Origin of the sequence: Paenibacillus xylanexedens (assembly GCF_007676705.1) — a bacterium.
GTDB lineage: Bacteria > Bacillota > Bacilli > Paenibacillales > Paenibacillaceae > Paenibacillus > Paenibacillus xylanexedens_C.
This window is the reverse complement of record NZ_VEBF01000009.1, coordinates 132867-149468: the sequence shown is the minus strand read 5'-3', so window position 1 is coordinate 149468 and position 16602 is coordinate 132867. Positions and strand designations below refer to the sequence as shown.

The following is a 16602-nucleotide window of genomic DNA, read 5'->3' as shown; positions in this document are numbered from 1 at the left end:
TATAATTGCACAACTATTCTATTGATTACATCAGACTACTGCCTAATCTCCAACTTCTCCAGAAAAGGCTTCAATTTATCCACGACATAGTGGCTTCCGCCCCGGCCGTTGACTTCTTCAATCACAGCGGATAACAGAAAGTCCCGCGACTCGGTATCAAATACGACGAAAAATCCGTTCTCTTGCCCCTTCTCGCCCTTCTTCGCTTTCAGTTCGGCTGTTCCTGTCTTACCAGCGAGTCCTCCAGGTATTGAGTTTAAGGTATGGGCCGTGCCTCCCTGTCGGGAGACAACTTCTCCCAAAGCATCCTTAACCGTATCCGCAACTTCGGGAGTAATGATCACCTCTGGGGCTGAAGTTTCTTTTCCCTCGATCAGGACAGGTTTCACCAGTTTTCCTTCATTAATAAAAGGTGTAAATGACGACGCCAGATGAATCGGCGACATCAACATCTCTCCTTGTCCGTAGGACGTGTCAGCGAGCAACACCTCGGATGACAGATCCAGATTCGCTTCGTTAGCATACTGGCTCGGCTTCAGGTACAGTTCATCCAGTCCAAAGTTATCGCCAAAACCAAACTTCTGAATCCCCTCAATAAACTTGGTGCTGCCCATCTCTATGGCTTCCATTGCAAAGTAAATATTGTCCGAATACACCAGTGCATCGACCATATTCACCGGGGACAAACTCTTCACACGCTTGACATAGTAACCGCCCCAACTATCGTCTTTACGCCATTGCAAGCCTGAGATATCATGTGTTTTGTCCGCTGTGGTCACCTTTTCCATTAGTCCCGCTGCGGCTGTAATGGCTTTGAAGGTTGATCCTGGTGCATACCGGGTAGTGACTCTGTTGATAAAAGGAAGCTTCTCATTCGCCGAGTAAGCATCCCACTCTGCCTGTGTAAGTCCTGTAACCATCTTATTCGGATTATAGGAAGGGGCACTGACCAACGCCAGCAGGTTGCCGTCCGTCGGATTCATAAGAACCATCGCTCCGGCGTCCCCTCCGCTGGATAATGTCTGATACAATTTCTTTTGCTGCTTGGAGCTAATTGTCAGTTGAACATTCTGTCCATCTACAGCATCTTTACGAATAAGCTCAGAACGCGAGTTACCGGATTCATCGGTGATTTCAATCAGACCACCACGTTCACCGCGCAGCTGCTTCTCCATGGACTGCTCCAAACCTGCTTTGCCGATCCAATCCTCTGCGCGATAATACCCTTCCGTATCCTTATCCAGATCTTCTTTGGTGGCTTTACGTACATAACCAATCAGATGCGCAGCTGCCTCGCCAAGTGGATAATAACGGATTTCCTTACTTTGCATTGTAACCCCGCTTAAAGACGTCGGCACGTCAAACTCCTCTGTGGATGCAATCGGGACAAAATATTCCGGCTTCACCCATGTCTGCGCAAGCGCCTTGTGAATGGCGTCTTCCGAAACCTGATAATGGTTCGCGATTTGGGCAATCATCTGGTCCGGGTTATCACCGAGTTTCTCGGGTACAATGCCCCATTCATTCATCGTGCCCTTGGTAGCCAGCGGCAAACCATCACGATCCACAATGTTTCCTCGATCCGGGAACAATGTCCTTACTCGTACCTTACTGCCCTTAATCATGTCACTCAGGATCAGCGAAGGCTGCCAGTTAATTTGCCAGTTCTTGCTCCCATCCTCAAGCTCTTGTCGGACCAGTTTCAGTGTATGCGTCTCGCTGACTTCTCCCAAAAAGGTTGTCAGTTGCAGGTTATAGTCCACCTCATACGTATCCGTGTTTTTATCCTCAGCATCTGTCTTACTGCCATCGGCGGCCGTTTCGGGAACATCTACAGGCTTAACCTCCGCCTTGACGGTGGATACTTCCATACCCGAATAGATCGCATTATATTTCTCAACAAATTGTTCCTTGTTCATGCCCGACTCTTGCAGCGAAGCAGGTGTCATCAAGGTATATAGCTGATCGAACTCTTTTTTTTGCAGATGCTCTATGTACTGATTCACGGTAGTCTGGGGCTTCGCTTCTGCTTCTTTGTTATTCTGCATGTATAGATACATTCCGATGCCACCTGCAAATAAGATGGGTAGCAGTCCGTACATTAACTTACGTTTGGATTTCATGGTCACATCACCTCTAATATACACTATAGATTTCTAGAGCCATTTAAACAATGAAACAAATCTGACGAATTTATCATTAAAAATAGCCGAAAGCTCACATAATATGTTTAAATAAGGAGAGTGAGATTACATACTAAAGCTTTTTTGCTATGCAAAAGGCTGAAAAGGAGCCCGATGATGGAAATCAGCTATTTTTTACTCCCCAAAGCCGAAGTGGCCTATATCAAGTCTACCGCTTCCATGAAAGATGCTATTGAGCAGTTGGAATCGCAGCACTACACCGCCATTCCCGTGATTGACCAGGATGGAAAATATGTTGCTACTCTGTCCGAAGGCGATTTGTTATGGAAAATGCGAAATACACCCGGCTTAACTTTTGATAATATGGATCAGGTTCAAGTCCATGAGATTAACAATCGGGTATATAATGAATGTGTCTACATTGAGGCTGAAATGGAGGATATGCTGACACTTGCAGCAGACCAAAATTTTGTGCCCGTAGTAGATGTCGATCGTGTCTTCCTCGGTATTATCCGTCGTAAGGATATTATTGAATATTATACGCGCAACATTTCGGATTAGATTCAAGCGGAGATCCCGTAATAAACGAATATTCAACTCGAAAGGGTACGCCTATGGTCAATAATTAGCCAACGGGGGTACCCTTTTCGTTTCATCCTATGGTTCGAATTACTCTACTTGCGCTTAGCCCGCTCTTCCTTGTAATAACTCAATACGTCTCTTGGGCTTCCCTGAAATGCACGTTCTTTGCCGAACTCATACGCTTGATGCAGATACGAATACGCCTCGTCGTGCTGTTCAAGTCTCATGCAGATCATGCCGAGATCGATCAACGGACTCGTATTTCTATCCGTACTCCGCGTATGTAACGATATCTCAGCCCACGGCTTCGCCAGTCCATATTGCTTCAGATCGATATGTGCATTCGCGTGGCAGGATGCGATCCAGCTTGCAATCTCCCATTCCATCTTCGGCTCGGGCAGCATGCCCCATGCCTGATCATAATAGATAAGTGCTTGTTCATGTTGTTGCGTCTCATCCAGCACATTACCGGCTTCAACCGTCTCAACAATTTGTCGCTCCAGTTCGGCATGTTCCGGTGTTAGATCTTTCATTGCACCGTCTCCTCCTCCAGAACGAAATACCACTCCAGAAAAGCATTGAAATCAGCCCACTGCGGCTTACTCTCGCCATTGAGAAACCGCTCGATGGACTCACCCAGTTCCACCAGCACCACTTCTCCCGTCTGACGGTTGTAGAAAAATCCACCTTCACCTTCAAAACTGTCCATTGGAATATACGCCTCGGGTAGCCCCAATGTGAGCTGTGCTACATTCATGTCTTCCATATATACGGTGTTCTCCATAAACCAGCAGATCTGATACAACTCCTGATGTCTGCTGTAGAAAGTCGGTCCATCCTCTGCATGTAAATAAAATTGTGCAAAATCCGACTGAAGATCAATCTCAAGCTTTTGCAATGCTTCTTCATATGCTGCGGGAACATCTTCATGCCACCAGCCTTGCTCCTGGCAATGATCAATCACTTTATTGGATAACATTGTAGGCCTCCTAATTCAATTTTGCTCATATCCAGACCTGGGGAGGTGCACTATGACCTCTGTACACTTCAAGTTCCGGAATCCCTGCATGCTGATATGAAGTGGAAGGAAACCACTCTGTCATAATATAGTGCCACAACTGTTGTATCGCTTCCGGTTCGATTACTTCAGCTTCAAATACCACCCAATGGGCCGCGGGGAGTTCGATTGAAAACAAACCTTCAGGACTTCACCTGAGTAAGACGTGGTAATCCAGTATTCCATTTGATTGTCTTGCAACTCTCGCTGATCTACACAGATGCCTACCAAACCGGAAATGGCTCCGTTATTGAACCCGTTTAAACGTTCCTCAATCCCGTCTGCCAAAGCAGCTTGCCACATCTTTGGAATTTCTCTTAAATTCTCGCCATCCACACAAGAGAACGTTCGTTTAATTCCCACAAAGGTAAGGGATTGCTGTTCGATCACATTATCATTCATATTCATTAGATTAACTCCTCTCCGAGTGCGATATGTGGCATGATTCTCCATTACCCATTCATGAAATAATTGGTGGGCGCTGCTGGCATCCGGAGCCGTAAAAAGATACGTTCCTGATCGAAATGTGCCTCCTCATTCAGCATATACAAATAGGTGTGCTCTTCTGCACGCGCATTACGCATCAGTATCTGAAGTACTTGTTCCATATATGATATAACCTCCATGTCCTACAGATACTGTATCAAAAGAGCAAGACGATTGGAAATAGCACCCGTACTCCTGCAAATAAAAAAAGCCCGCGATTACGCGGACTTGAAAAGGTTAACCCAGACTACTTCAGCATATTAAATATTAAGCGGACGAATCTACACTTTTATTGAAATCAATGGCGCACCAGCTGAAATTTGTGGAGTCGCAATCCCACGGATGGATGAATAACTTCCACTATTGGTGATGATCACAGGCGTGATTACGTGTAATCCTTTTTCACTGATTTTCGCCAAATCCACTTCCATTAGGACATCACCGACATTCACCCTATCGCCTTCCTGTACTTTGAGAGAGAAGCCCTCCCCTTTCAGTTTGACCGTATCAAGGCCAACATGGATCAGAACCTCCACACCATCGTTGCCAATGACCGCAATCGCATGTCTCGATCTGGTTATCGTGGTTACTACACCTTCAACAGGAGATACGATCGTTCCACTTGCAGGGATAATCGCAATTCCTTTGCCCATCGCTTCACTGGAAAACGCCTCATCTGCAACACTTGCAAGATCAACAACCTCTCCAGACACGGGGCTATACACAGTCATCTCTGCTGGCGCAACGGATAAACTCGAATCTTTATCCGTTCCTTCAATATTAGACACGGATACGGAATTCATTGTCCCTTGCGTTGTTATGTCGCCGGATTTCGTGCGGGTTTGATGTCCCCACAGATAGGTCAGAATGAAACCAACCACCAGACCCACTGCCATTTGTAACACATAACCGTAGAAGCCGGAATCAATTCCTTGAGGATTGACTGCACCGGGAATACCGAATACGCCGGATGGAGCAAACGCATAGACTTTGGACAAAAAGGCCCCACCGATCAACCCACCAATACTACCACCGATTATTGCCATAATAAGCGGTTTTTTCTGAGGAAGCAGTACACCGTAAAGTGCAGGTTCACTCACACCCAGCAATGCTGTCCCTCCAGTTGAAATACCCAGCGTTTTCATCTGTTTGTCCCGTGCTCTCAGTCCAAAGGCCAAGGCTGCGCCTGCCATCGCAAACTGATTTGCTGCCAGCAATCCCATTACGGAATCGTAACCTACGGTTGCCATGTTGTTAATAAAGATTGGAATAAAGGCCCAGTGCAAACCAAACATAACGATGAGAATCCATGGGCCACCCAATACAAGGCCAGCGAGAATTGGATTGAAATTGTAGATAGCCGTTGTGATATCAGCAAGACCGTTACTGAGGTATGTGATGACCGGACCGATGATGAACAGAGTCAGCGGTACCGTAACCAAGAGTACGATAAATGGGGCCAAGAAATATCTGAAACCTTGTGCGATACGCTTCTCAATTACACCATTTAACATGGATGCAAACCATACTGCAACAATTGCGGGAAATACAGATGACGTGTAATTCATCATATTCATCGGCAGACTGAGGAAGGTCAACTGCTGTTCAGATCCTACAAAACTCACCAGCGCGGGGTAGACCATGGAACCACCAATAATCATTCCCACATATTGATTCAAGCCAAAGTATTTGGCGGCAGAGCTACCCAGGAAAATCGGGAAGAAATAGAACAGTGCATCACCGATGGCATTCAGCACAATATACGTTCCATCCGTTGCCGTCAGAGCACCAAATGCAGATAGACAGGCCAGTAATCCTTTGATAACACCACTCGCTGCAAGCGCTCCCATAACAGGCATGAATACACCGGAAATCATGGATGTGAAGCGGTCGAAGAGACTTTTTTTCTCACCTTGTACATCATTTGAAGATTCAGTATTGCTCATGTCTCCCAGGAGGGAAGATAGCTCGTTAAATACGGGAACAACCTGATTCCCAATGACCACCTGATATTGTCCTCCTTGCTGAATAACGGTCAGAACGCCATCCATCGCTTTGATTTCTTCGGCATTGGGGATTCTGCTATTTTTCAGTTCAAATCTCAACCGGGTTACACAATGTGTAACCTTATTGATGTTCTCTTTGCCTCCGACACTGCGTAACACATCCGTTGCCAGTTGACGATGATCCATGCCTGCTCACTCCTTCATGGGTGAGATATGGAATGAACGAATAAACTCGTGTAAATCCAATGTTCATTCCATATCTATTCTCAGTATTGTAAATAGACGTTACCTACAATACCTGTCGGTTCCTGAATCAGGAACTGGGACAGGAAATCTTGCTGTTCTTTTACAAGCGTATTCGTTACTTCAATTACAAGTCTGTTGCCCTTTGGTTGTAAACATCCATTTGCTTCATACGCGTAAGGTGGACAGATTCGCGTTCCGATATCATGACCATTCAGCCACACTTGAGCTACTTCGTACGGCTCATGAATGACAAGCCTCGCTGCTTCAGGTACTTCATGCATATCGAACTCTGTCTCATATCGCACGGTCCCCGAGAACTCGGGTAACATCGTCGGTACGGCGAGTGAAGTAAGTTCAGCATTTGTCCCATATGCAGAGAATTCCGGGTATTGCATGGCCGTTGCCAAAGAGAGCTTCCACTCTCCTGTAATCTCATGAATGTTGGCGTATGAAGGATGTACAGTTGAGACTTCTGCAATCTCCTCCCCTAGTTCAACACCCTGCACAATCAACACAGATTCGTATTTTTCGAGCCTCAAGGAGAATGATTGCTTGTTTTCATGTATGCTGATCTGAAGTGGTGAGAGTGTATTGGCAAAAGCATTATAGATGTAAATCTCATCTACGCCCTCCAGAGCCGGAATGGTAATGTTGGTCTCGATCACTTTGGCCGGATCTTCATTGAAAAACATATATACATCACCATCGTCATGACGGTAGTGGTAATAACGCAAGTAGGGCTGGTATTCCCTAACCGAGATCTCATACACATTGTCACTCCGCAGGCGCGTCGCCAGTTCATCTAGAGCAACAATACTCACAGATTCATGCTTCATCAGGTCTATCAACTCGCTCGTGCAATCCTCTCCTTCACTGCTTCGAGCAGGAAGTCCATCCACAAAAAAGACCCGTAAACCGGCTTCTGCATGGGTAACCAGTTGAGCAATTAGCTGACTCGGTAGCGCTTCGGCATAAGGGATAATCAGGGCAGAGAACTGTTCACGGTTCATCTGGAGTTTCCCGTCTTTCACCTGCGTCGAAATCACCAGCTCCGATGGAACGATGTCAAAATCAATCTGGTTCTGCGTAAGCTCTCTCGCTGGTTTCTGGAACAACATATACTCTCCAGCCCACTCAGCTTCTGCGTGATACAAAATGGCTGCTGGTGCAACATGCACACCATTTGATAACAGATGACTTACTCTGTTCATATAATGAGTTAGTATCGGCAAATACCGATACTGCGGATCATATCCATTCGCGTAGAGATGAGGTGGACAATCCGGATCAGGATACTTTTTCGGCGAGAACGCATGTGGTACAAAATGGTTCACACCCCTTACAAGCATGTGGTCCGTTAGCCATTTCATAAGCTTCAACCCTTCTCCAAACCCATATGCACCGTACACTTCACACATGGTACGACCTTGCTTCTTCGGGTCCAGGTGTCCGAGGGAGGTTCCCATCTTCGCCATTCCATAATGGAAGAACTCACCGTCCCATCCAGTGGATGTGAATGATTTGTAATAGCCGTCATCCATGCCAGGCAGAATTTGATGCAGCACCACGTCAATGCCAGACATATCCTGTCCCCATAGACTGCGATAGAAATGCCCTGCACCATAACCGAGTCTCGCATGAGCGTTATTGTCTTCAATGACATGCCCAATGTACTCTACACGGTGGGCGCGACACCAATCTCCCAATCTGTCCGTGAAATGTTCTGCGTATAGTCGAGTGACCAGATCCATGTAGCGATAGCGCATCTCATGCCCTTTCACACCTGCATTCGCCCACAACAAAGGGAGTAAACGAATAACGTCATCACCGAATCCTTCCTGCTTCAACATGTCCGGTAAATCATCACGCCACGGAAGAATCATGTCCAGGCGTCCGATGGAAGCCAGTGGCCCTTTTACATTGCCGAACCTCGGCTCATCCGAGAAAAAACCTGCCAGTGTAGCTCCAAAATCATTTTTGTATCGATCATAATGTGCCTCGTACACCGTATCGATCAGTACCTGTGTGGCTTCAGGCACAATTGGATTCAAATAACCGTCGGTGGCTTTTTCCCCTCCATCATAGGTAAGAACCAGCGTAAAGATTCTCCAACGCCCCTCAGGCAGATCCCAGTGCACCGTTCCTTCATGCAGTTGTGAGGTCAGATCAACCAGGGAATCGGGATCAATCTCATCAGGTCCCATTTTTTGGGCGGCAACTACACCAACAATCCGATCTTTATCCGAAAAAACTTGCTTTTGTTCTCCCTCCTGATCCGATTTCACTTGCTCGACTCCAACACTAATACCTCGCTGACCAGGGCGTTGCAGCGCCCATTTCACCAGGATTCCCGCCTGAAGCTGTGGTCCGACGAAATCCTGTTGATGTACTTTCAGAAACTGCTTCTGGTACTGGGGATAATCCGTCTTGATTCTGCCTGCGGCATATCCTGTAGGAAAATGAGAATCATCGAGGATCCATACTTTCATCTTCCGGTTACGTGCCTCATCCATGATGATATCCAGATCTGCCCACCATTGGGGTCCCACAAAATCCGGATGCGGGCGGGATTCCACACAAACCGCCTTGATGCCACTCTCATCAATAATCTGCATATGCTCACGCAGTACCTGTTCTTCCTCACCATGCTGCCAGAAGAAAGGCAAAATATAATTGTTCTCCCGGTTTTCCAACACTTCGGTCATCTTTCTCATCAAAAATCCTTCCCTTCTGCTAAATGAACAACTTCGTTGTCTACTTCTCTCCCCTATCTATCAAGTATCAAAATTACATATTATAGAATGAAATTTCCATATGAACCAAAACATAAATCAATATATTGAATTCCATTAATCGAGCGTAAACAGACGGATATAAATATAAACAAAGATGTTTAATCACTTCACACTTTTAATATAGCGCTTTCAAATGAAGGTCGAAATATCAAAACAGTACATATTGACTGTCATAAATTCAGATGTTAAGGTTACTTCAAACTTTAGCCGAATGGAGACAGTGAGCATGGATCACGATCAATTGGATGCAAAGCTTCGTAAGCTTACGGACAGGGATCTGCATTATCAGGCTCATCCTTCTACACGCTCCGTTACGTACGATTCATTGAAGAGAGTCGTCCATGAAGGACAGGATGTTTATGTTTTTGCGGACATGATTGGAGAGAAAGACAACATCACCATTTCCAAGCACACTCGGTTTGCCGAGGTCCCACTTCATATTCATACTTTTATTGAACTCAGCTTCGTATATTCCGGTCAGTGCACCCAGATTATTAATGGAAAAAAGGTCACGTTAAAGCGAGGACAGATCTGCATTGTAGATACAGGCGTGCCCCATGCCATTCTACCCACATCAGAAGAAGATGTGATCATTAATATTCTGATTCGTCAGAGTTACTTTTCCTCTTCGTTCCTGAGCAAACTGGCCAACAATGGTATTCTGTCTCACTTTCTGGCGAATGCCATCTCGGATCGTCAAAATCATAATCGGTACATTATTTTTCACTCCGAGAATAACACCAACATTCCTATCCTGATGAGACAACTGCTCTGTGAATATTATGATCCGTCACTCGGCTCATCCGAGATGATGGATTCCTATATGCTGCTGATCTTTTACGAACTGCTGCGTGTATTCCAGTACGACACGAATCGTCCTCGTACACTGACTCAGAACAAGGTGACGATCATCGAAATTTTGAAATATATTGAGAATCATTATATGGACTGCACCCTCACATCCACCGCGGATCATTTCAATTTCAATGCCAACTACTTGTCCACCTTGATCAAAAAAACAACCGGTCAGACCTTCAAGGATCTGGTTCAGAGTGAAAAACTCAACTACTGCTCGTTCCTGCTCGCCAATACCGATCGCCCGATCTATGATATTGCCAGCAGTACGGGACATAGTAACATGAGCTTCTTTTACAAAAAGTTTCAGAATCACTTCGGCATTACGCCGCAGCAATATCGGGAACAACACACAACCCAGCAGCAGGAATGACCATGGGTACCACAGCATAACTTGGGTACATCGTTGCTGGGAAATAGAATATACTAGTTCCATCCCATCCTCCATTTCCTTATTCTGGTGCAACTTTCTCCTAAGTCATTCGTCTAACTACTGATTAAATCTTAAGGAGATGACTATGCGAATAACTTGCAGCCCCGGTTTCCCAGGAAGCATGATTGGATCGATTGATCTTCAACCATCGAAGTATTACACCGCCCCCTCCATGAACAGCAAGATCACAGATCATGTTGATCCTGAACTTGTTACCATTCCCTATGTGGAAGATCCGGAATTCGGATCACACTTTGACAGCATGAAGGTCATGAAGGGGACCTATAAAGATGAAATGCATGTGAGCTATGATGTGGAGTTTACGATAGATGTGGACAAAAAAGGCTACATTACGCAATTTGAGCATACGTTTCAGCTGGAACGTTATCTGGATCTGGTGCGAACGCAGTCCTATAAAGTAATTAAGACGAACTGGCGTGGACAAGCTTTTCACGTGATGACATATAGCTACCTGGAAGAAGTCATTAATCCGAAGAATGTTCTTTTTAAATGTAATCGCGCGGAGGATGTGTTTGTAGTAGCTGAGCTTGTTCCGTATCGTGTTGGTGGCGTTGTGGTACAGCCTGATAATCTTTACCTGCACTTCCGTGCATTAATCTCGTCCCGAGATGATCTGTACCCTTTAGATTATATGTGTGAGCCTGATTTTGACCTGAGTCTCGACTAAAAGAATAGATACATATGTAGGAAGATCCGCATACCCGTCTCTAAGCAAAACCAACTGTAATGTCGATGAATATAGCATGATGTGTACATGCATATGTTCTTCGTACGTTCAGAAATGAGAGGGGTAGGAAACATGGTTTATCCGAAAAGTAAAATGCATTCGCTCTTCGTTCTGCCCTTGGCAGGTCTGCTGTTTCTATTAGGGGGTGCCCAAGCAGCACATGCAGAACAGATCGACAGTTTGCTGCCTGAGCGAAGTCAGCAGGAGATCGTACAGAAATGGAATCAGTGGATGAATGACAATGAATCATCTGCCCTGTATACAGAAACACCTTCGACAAGTGCTCCCTACTCTACTGGCGTGGTAAGTGACGCCTATCTGGAGCAGGGTCTTAACGCAGCCAATTTTTATCGTTTTATCACGGGGCTACAGGGCGATCTTGTCCTTGATCCGACACTGAACCGTCAAGCCCAGCATGGAGCTGTCGTGGTCTCCACCGGAGGATACCTGTCCCATTATCCCGAGCAGCCGGGAGATATGCCAAAGGATTTCTTCGATACAGGTTCAAAGTCTGCCAGCAGCTCCAATCTGTACGTTACCAGCAGTTCCAAGAATAATGTCCTGACGAAGAGCATTCAGGCTTATATGAATGATTCCGATGCCTCCAATATAGATCGACTGGGTCATCGGCGCTGGATTTTGAGTCCACAACTGCAACGAATCGGTTTTGGACTTGCCACTCGCAGTGAAGCAGGCAAGACATATGATCAATACTATAGTGCCATGCAAGTATTTGATAAAAGCAGAGCTGGGGGAACTTCGTTCAACTACAGCCTGTTCCCGAATCAGGGCGCTTTTCCAATCGAAGCATTTGGCAGTACACAGGCCTGGTCTGTTCAACTGAATACAGATGTATTCACGAAACCATCACTAGCTGAGGTAGAGGTCGAGATGGTTCGTACTTCGGATCAACGGAAGTGGACCTTCAACGCCAAGAATCAGAACAGCGGATTCCCCACCGGATATTACAATGTGGACCCTGCGGATAAACAATGGTTTAATCAAGCCTATTTCAATGTAGAGACAGGGGGATATGGATATGGCTACGCCATCATCTTCCGTCCTGACGATGTGCAATTGTTAAAGAACGGTGATACGTTCAACATTCGAATTACAGGTCTGCAAAAGAAGAACGGTACAGCAGCGGACATCTCATACTCCACACGTTTCTTCCATGTTGACGGTGTTCAGGATGCAACGCTTACCCGGATAATACCAGGACAACAGAGCCTGAACGTCCGAGCAGGAGAACAGATTGATCTGCCTTCAATTACTGCTGTGAATGATAACGGAACATCCTATGTTCCACAATCGAACGTTTCCTTTACCACGACGTCAGATCGCATTGCCATCAAGGATGGTAAAATACTTGGACTTCAGGCTGGGAAAGCTGAGATCCGCGTACGTTTTGAGGGGAAAGAAGCTGTTGTCTCTGTTATGGTAACAGGAATTCCCCAATTAAGTGATATTCGCACACACTGGGCGAAAGATGCCATTCAATGGGCTGTGCAACAAGAGATGGTTAGTGGCTACGAGGATGGAACGTTCAAACCTAATCATCAGGTGAGTGAAGCCGAATTTCTCTCCATGTTGTTCAAGCTTTATGCGAACTCCCATGTCATTCAGAGCATCGATGCTGCGGAGGGACAATCAGTTAAAGGAAACATCTGGAGTGATCGTTACTATACCTATGCTTCCGCGTTGAATCTGAATCTGGAAGCCAGCAAGCAGAATCCGAAGCTGCGCAATCACGCCTTGAACCGGACAGAAGTAGCTGTGATCGTGGCGGGGCTTGGCGGTAAGAACTATACCCAGGATGAAGATGCCATCCGGTATCTGCTGAACATGGGATACTCTTCCGGGAAAACGGCAGCTACGGTACAAGGTTATGCGGGACAAGAATCCTTGACCCGGGCTGAGGCCGTTGTTTTCCTACAGAACCTGAAGGATAAAGGCTTCGAACTATGGAGCAGACCGAAGAATGCTACCGAAGCTAGCGAGAATGAAAAGAACGGCGGACTTCCGGATCAGACCATGAAAGCCGTGTATTCTGCTGATCACACGCTGGTCCTTCAAGGTACGTTCCCGGCGTATGCTAACCAGACGATGCCCATTAAAATCCATGGACCTTTGCCTGCTGTAGAACACATTCAGACCCAGCAGGTTACAACAGATGCCTATGGCAATTTCAAACTAACGGTCAGTAGCCTTGATGTGAAAGAACTCAACCTCTATGTTGACGTGCGCGAAGATTATTCCTACTGGATCAATGTAGAGGCAGGTCGAACTGCGATTAGTGACTATACCGAGTAATTACAATTAACTTGCCATTGCACTCAGGTAGCGTTCAACATGAATGGATCTGAATAAGGCACCTCAAGGAACAGGCACGGGATAACCATTCGTTATCCGTACGCTCTTTCTGAGGTGCCTTTTTTTGAATTTTGCAGATAAAGAAACTTGGGGATGAATGATGAACGACGCGCTCATTAAGATATGCCAGCACTAAGCCCCCACTTCGTTATTCGAGCGAGCCGTAGCTTCACGTGGTGTGAAATTGAAATATCCTTCATCCAGTTGCTCCGTCTTTGGAAGATTGCGGGATACTCGATCGAACATCCAGTACACACCTACCAAAACAACGGTAATTCCACATAAAGTAATCACTGTAGAACTGTGAAGCCATACGCCTAAGGTGCCTCCTATCAAACTACCGATTGGCATAGCTATACCGCTTAACGCCATCGTCGCAGAGAAAACCAAACCCAAATACCTCTGCGGTACGCCCTTCTGAACAACCGTATTGATGATAACGTTAACTGCTCCACCGGGAAGCCAAGCCAGTCCGTATACCAGAATACTCAGCCAGCTCCACGGGGTGAATATACAGCCGATCCACGCGATCCCCGATATGATATAAGCCACAGAGTACAACAGACCCAAACGAACATTTTCCAGTCTGAGATATGGTGCACATGTTGCGCCAATTACGCTGCCGAGTGCCTGTGCCATTAACATCAATCCATAGATATCTGCCCCGCCAATCTCATCACTGTATATGGGAAGCACACTGAATGTTGCTCCTCCCGCAGCATTGATAACCATAATGCCAAAGAGCAATTTGGCCAATGCCGTTCGTGTCAGCAACTTGATTCCACTAACTAAATCATCCGCGTAATTTCTAAAAAACAAACGAATTCCTGCCGCCTTACTCCTATTAACCGGTTCAATGATCTCATCGTATGTATCCTGTTCCTTCTTCATTTTCGATTCCATGATATAAGGAGCAATCCGTAATTGGGAGAATAACAGCGCACCTATAAAAAAACCGATGGCATTCCAAAAATACAGAGATACCGCCCCTAGCGCAACGATGAGTATCCCCGATATGGCATTACAAGCCACATCAATACCTTGATAGGCAATAGAGAACAGAGAATTGCCTTGCGTTAATTGATGCTTCTCCAGGACTCTTGGCAGAGCTGACATCTGAACCGGATATACCCAGGTATTACAGATGTTCAGAATAGGGGTGATCACTAATACCAATCCTACGCTGAGAAAATCATAGTAGGCTGCAATAGGGACAATTAATAACAATACGGCTTGTATTAACTGACTGTATACAAGAATTCCACGAATCGGGATCCGATCTATCATTGGTCCAGATAGCAGCTGAATAATTTTCGGCAAAATGGACAGAAACCCTGCGAGTCCTGTATAAAATGATGATCCTCCCAGATTGTAAACCAGCCACATTGCGGATACTGCGTACAAACTATCCCCAATATTAGTCAAGATTCTACCAAAAAACATCAAACTGAAGTTCTTATTTTTGAAAATCTCCATGGCTCACCTCCGCCTACGTCGACCTGCATCAATTCATCCTCGCTGGCTAAAGAATGAAGACAAGCGAAGTCATTCCTGCTTCGCCTGGTTCAATCCAATGCTATATCCCCTATCCATGAGGGTGCTGCAATGCAAAGTTAAATCTTTTGCACAACCCTCTCCTCCTGCGAGATCAATACTGAAGCAATGCTATCCCTCAGGATGTCGCATCCCTTTCGCAGATTGTGATTGGAAATATTCAATGGAGGCATGACCTTAACCACGCTATCATGTCTGCCTACTCGCTCGACAATAAGTCCACGCTCGTAACATGCCTTCTGTACCTCTGCTGCAATATTTGTATCGAATTTGGAGAAATCCAACCCCCAGATCAGACCGGTCCCCCGAATATCAATGTCGGGATGCTGCTTCAATATCACATCATTCCATACCTGCTTCAACATGGTTTCTTTGGCGTACACCTGCTCCTCCAGAGAGACCTGTTCTCTGTATTCCAGGGCTGCTTTGGCTGCGATAAAGGCCAACTGGTTCCCACGGAACGTTCCATTATGTTCGCCCGGATTCCAGATATCGAGATGGGGTTTCATTAATAGTAAGGACATGGGCAATCCGTACCCGCTAATCGATTTGGAGAGAACAACCAGATCGGGTACGATTTCCGCTCGCTCGAAGGAGAAGAACGGACCCGTTCTACCGCATCCCACCTGCACATCATCACAAATTAACAATATATCGTATTGATCACAGATCTCTCTGATCTTTTTTAACCACGAGGTCTCTGCAACATAGACCCCGCCTTCTGCCTGAACAGTCTCCATAATGATGGCAGCCGGCTTCTCTATACCCGAGTGGGTATCCTGCAGTATATATTCGATGTAGGCAGCACTATCAAAATGGTTATTGTGTTCATTCGGATATGGAATAAAGGTTACACCGTCTAATGCTCTGCCAGCACCCTGTCGGCTGTCCCGATTACTGGTCACCGCCAGGCTCCCCAGGGACATACCATGATAACCACCCATAAAAGAAAAAACACCTGTACGTCCCGTATATTTACGTGCCAGCTTCAACGCTGCTTCTACGGCATTCGTCCCTGTGGGACCGCAGAATTGAAACTTGTACTCCAGACCTTTCTTCTTCAATACGGATTCAGAGAAATATTCAATAAAATCCTGCTTGGCCTGTGTGTACATATCGAGCCCATGCATAATTCGGTCTGATTCAATATAGGCCAAGATTTCGTTTTTGATATATTCATTGTTATGTCCATAATTAAGCGCACCCGCACCTGCGAAAAAATCAATATATGGGTACCCGTCCACGGTAAAGAGTTGATCATCCTTCGCTTTATCAAATACGTCCGGGAAATGTCTGCAATAACTTCTCACATTAGATTCCATC

General features: G+C 45.9%; 14 protein-coding genes. 4 read left to right on the top strand and 10 right to left on the bottom strand.

Annotation, left to right across the window (positions count from 1 at the left end; genetic code table 11):
* Positions 1-35: 35 nt before the first annotated feature.
* Complete coding sequence (gene pbp4 / locus FS628_RS27730; RefSeq protein ID WP_145326301.1) at positions 36-2123, bottom strand: penicillin-binding protein PBP4(5); 2088 nt, start codon at positions 2121-2123, stop codon at positions 36-38.
* 177 nt (positions 2124-2300) lie between these two features.
* Between pbp4 and FS628_RS27725 the strand changes: the two genes are divergently transcribed.
* Entirely contained in the window at positions 2301-2705 is a 405-nt protein-coding gene (locus tag FS628_RS27725) for a CBS domain-containing protein (RefSeq protein WP_145326300.1), read from the top strand.
* A gap of 113 nt (positions 2706-2818) precedes the next feature.
* On the opposite strand, the gene FS628_RS27720 is transcribed toward FS628_RS27725, so the two are convergent.
* From FS628_RS27720 to FS628_RS27700, 7 genes are all read right to left on the bottom strand, one after another.
* Positions 2819-3259 (bottom strand): hypothetical protein, encoded by a 441-nt coding sequence (locus tag FS628_RS27720; RefSeq protein WP_145326299.1) that lies wholly within the window; start codon positions 3257-3259, stop codon positions 2819-2821.
* On the bottom strand, positions 3256-3705 hold the full coding sequence (locus FS628_RS27715; RefSeq protein ID WP_145326298.1) for a hypothetical protein: 450 nt from the start codon (positions 3703-3705) through the stop codon (positions 3256-3258). Before FS628_RS27715 ends, FS628_RS27720 begins: the two co-directional genes overlap by 4 nt.
* Positions 3706-3730: 25 nt before the next feature.
* Positions 3731-3889, bottom strand: coding sequence for a GyrI-like domain-containing protein (locus FS628_RS32840; RefSeq protein WP_260871224.1), 159 nt, complete (start codon positions 3887-3889; stop codon positions 3731-3733).
* Positions 3868-4191: a GyrI-like domain-containing protein gene (locus FS628_RS27710; RefSeq protein WP_260871223.1), complete on the bottom strand. Its 324-nt coding sequence runs from the start codon at positions 4189-4191 to the stop codon at positions 3868-3870. Before FS628_RS27710 ends, FS628_RS32840 begins: the two co-directional genes overlap by 22 nt.
* 44 nt (positions 4192-4235) lie before the next feature.
* Positions 4236-4391, bottom strand: coding sequence for a hypothetical protein (locus FS628_RS31540; protein ID WP_186327997.1), 156 nt, complete (start codon positions 4389-4391; stop codon positions 4236-4238).
* Positions 4392-4550: 159 nt separating this feature from the next.
* Positions 4551-6461 carry a beta-glucoside-specific PTS transporter subunit IIABC gene (locus tag FS628_RS27705; RefSeq protein WP_145326297.1) on the bottom strand — a complete coding sequence of 637 codons (1911 nt, stop codon included), beginning with the start codon at positions 6459-6461 and terminating at the stop codon, positions 4551-4553.
* Positions 6462-6541: 80 nt separating this feature from the next.
* A complete protein-coding gene (locus FS628_RS27700) occupies positions 6542-9235 on the bottom strand; it encodes a glycosyl hydrolase (RefSeq protein ID WP_145326296.1) in 2694 nt (897 codons plus the stop codon).
* Between the two features lie 307 nt (positions 9236-9542).
* Here FS628_RS27700 and FS628_RS27695 point away from each other — a divergent pair, with 307 nt between their 5' ends.
* From FS628_RS27695 to FS628_RS27685, 3 genes are all read left to right on the top strand, one after another.
* The gene (locus FS628_RS27695; protein ID WP_145326295.1) at positions 9543-10544 is read left to right on the top strand and encodes an AraC family transcriptional regulator; all 1002 of its coding nucleotides are present in this window, start codon (positions 9543-9545) and stop codon (positions 10542-10544) included.
* A gap of 145 nt (positions 10545-10689) precedes the next feature.
* Positions 10690-11292 (top strand): hypothetical protein, encoded by a 603-nt coding sequence (locus FS628_RS27690; protein ID WP_145326294.1) that lies wholly within the window; start codon positions 10690-10692, stop codon positions 11290-11292.
* Positions 11293-11424: 132 nt separating this feature from the next.
* Positions 11425-13665: an S-layer homology domain-containing protein gene (locus FS628_RS27685; protein ID WP_186327996.1), complete on the top strand. Its 2241-nt coding sequence runs from the start codon at positions 11425-11427 to the stop codon at positions 13663-13665.
* A gap of 192 nt (positions 13666-13857) precedes the next feature.
* Here the strand turns inward: FS628_RS27685 and FS628_RS27680 are convergent, their stop codons facing one another.
* Both FS628_RS27680 and ectB read right to left on the bottom strand, forming a co-directional pair.
* Positions 13858-15201 carry an MFS transporter gene (locus FS628_RS27680; protein ID WP_145326292.1) on the bottom strand — a complete coding sequence of 448 codons (1344 nt, stop codon included), beginning with the start codon at positions 15199-15201 and terminating at the stop codon, positions 13858-13860.
* Positions 15202-15338: 137 nt separating this feature from the next.
* Positions 15339-16601, bottom strand: coding sequence for a diaminobutyrate--2-oxoglutarate transaminase (gene ectB, locus FS628_RS27675; protein ID WP_260871222.1), 1263 nt, complete (start codon positions 16599-16601; stop codon positions 15339-15341).
* Position 16602 lies beyond the last annotated feature (1 nt).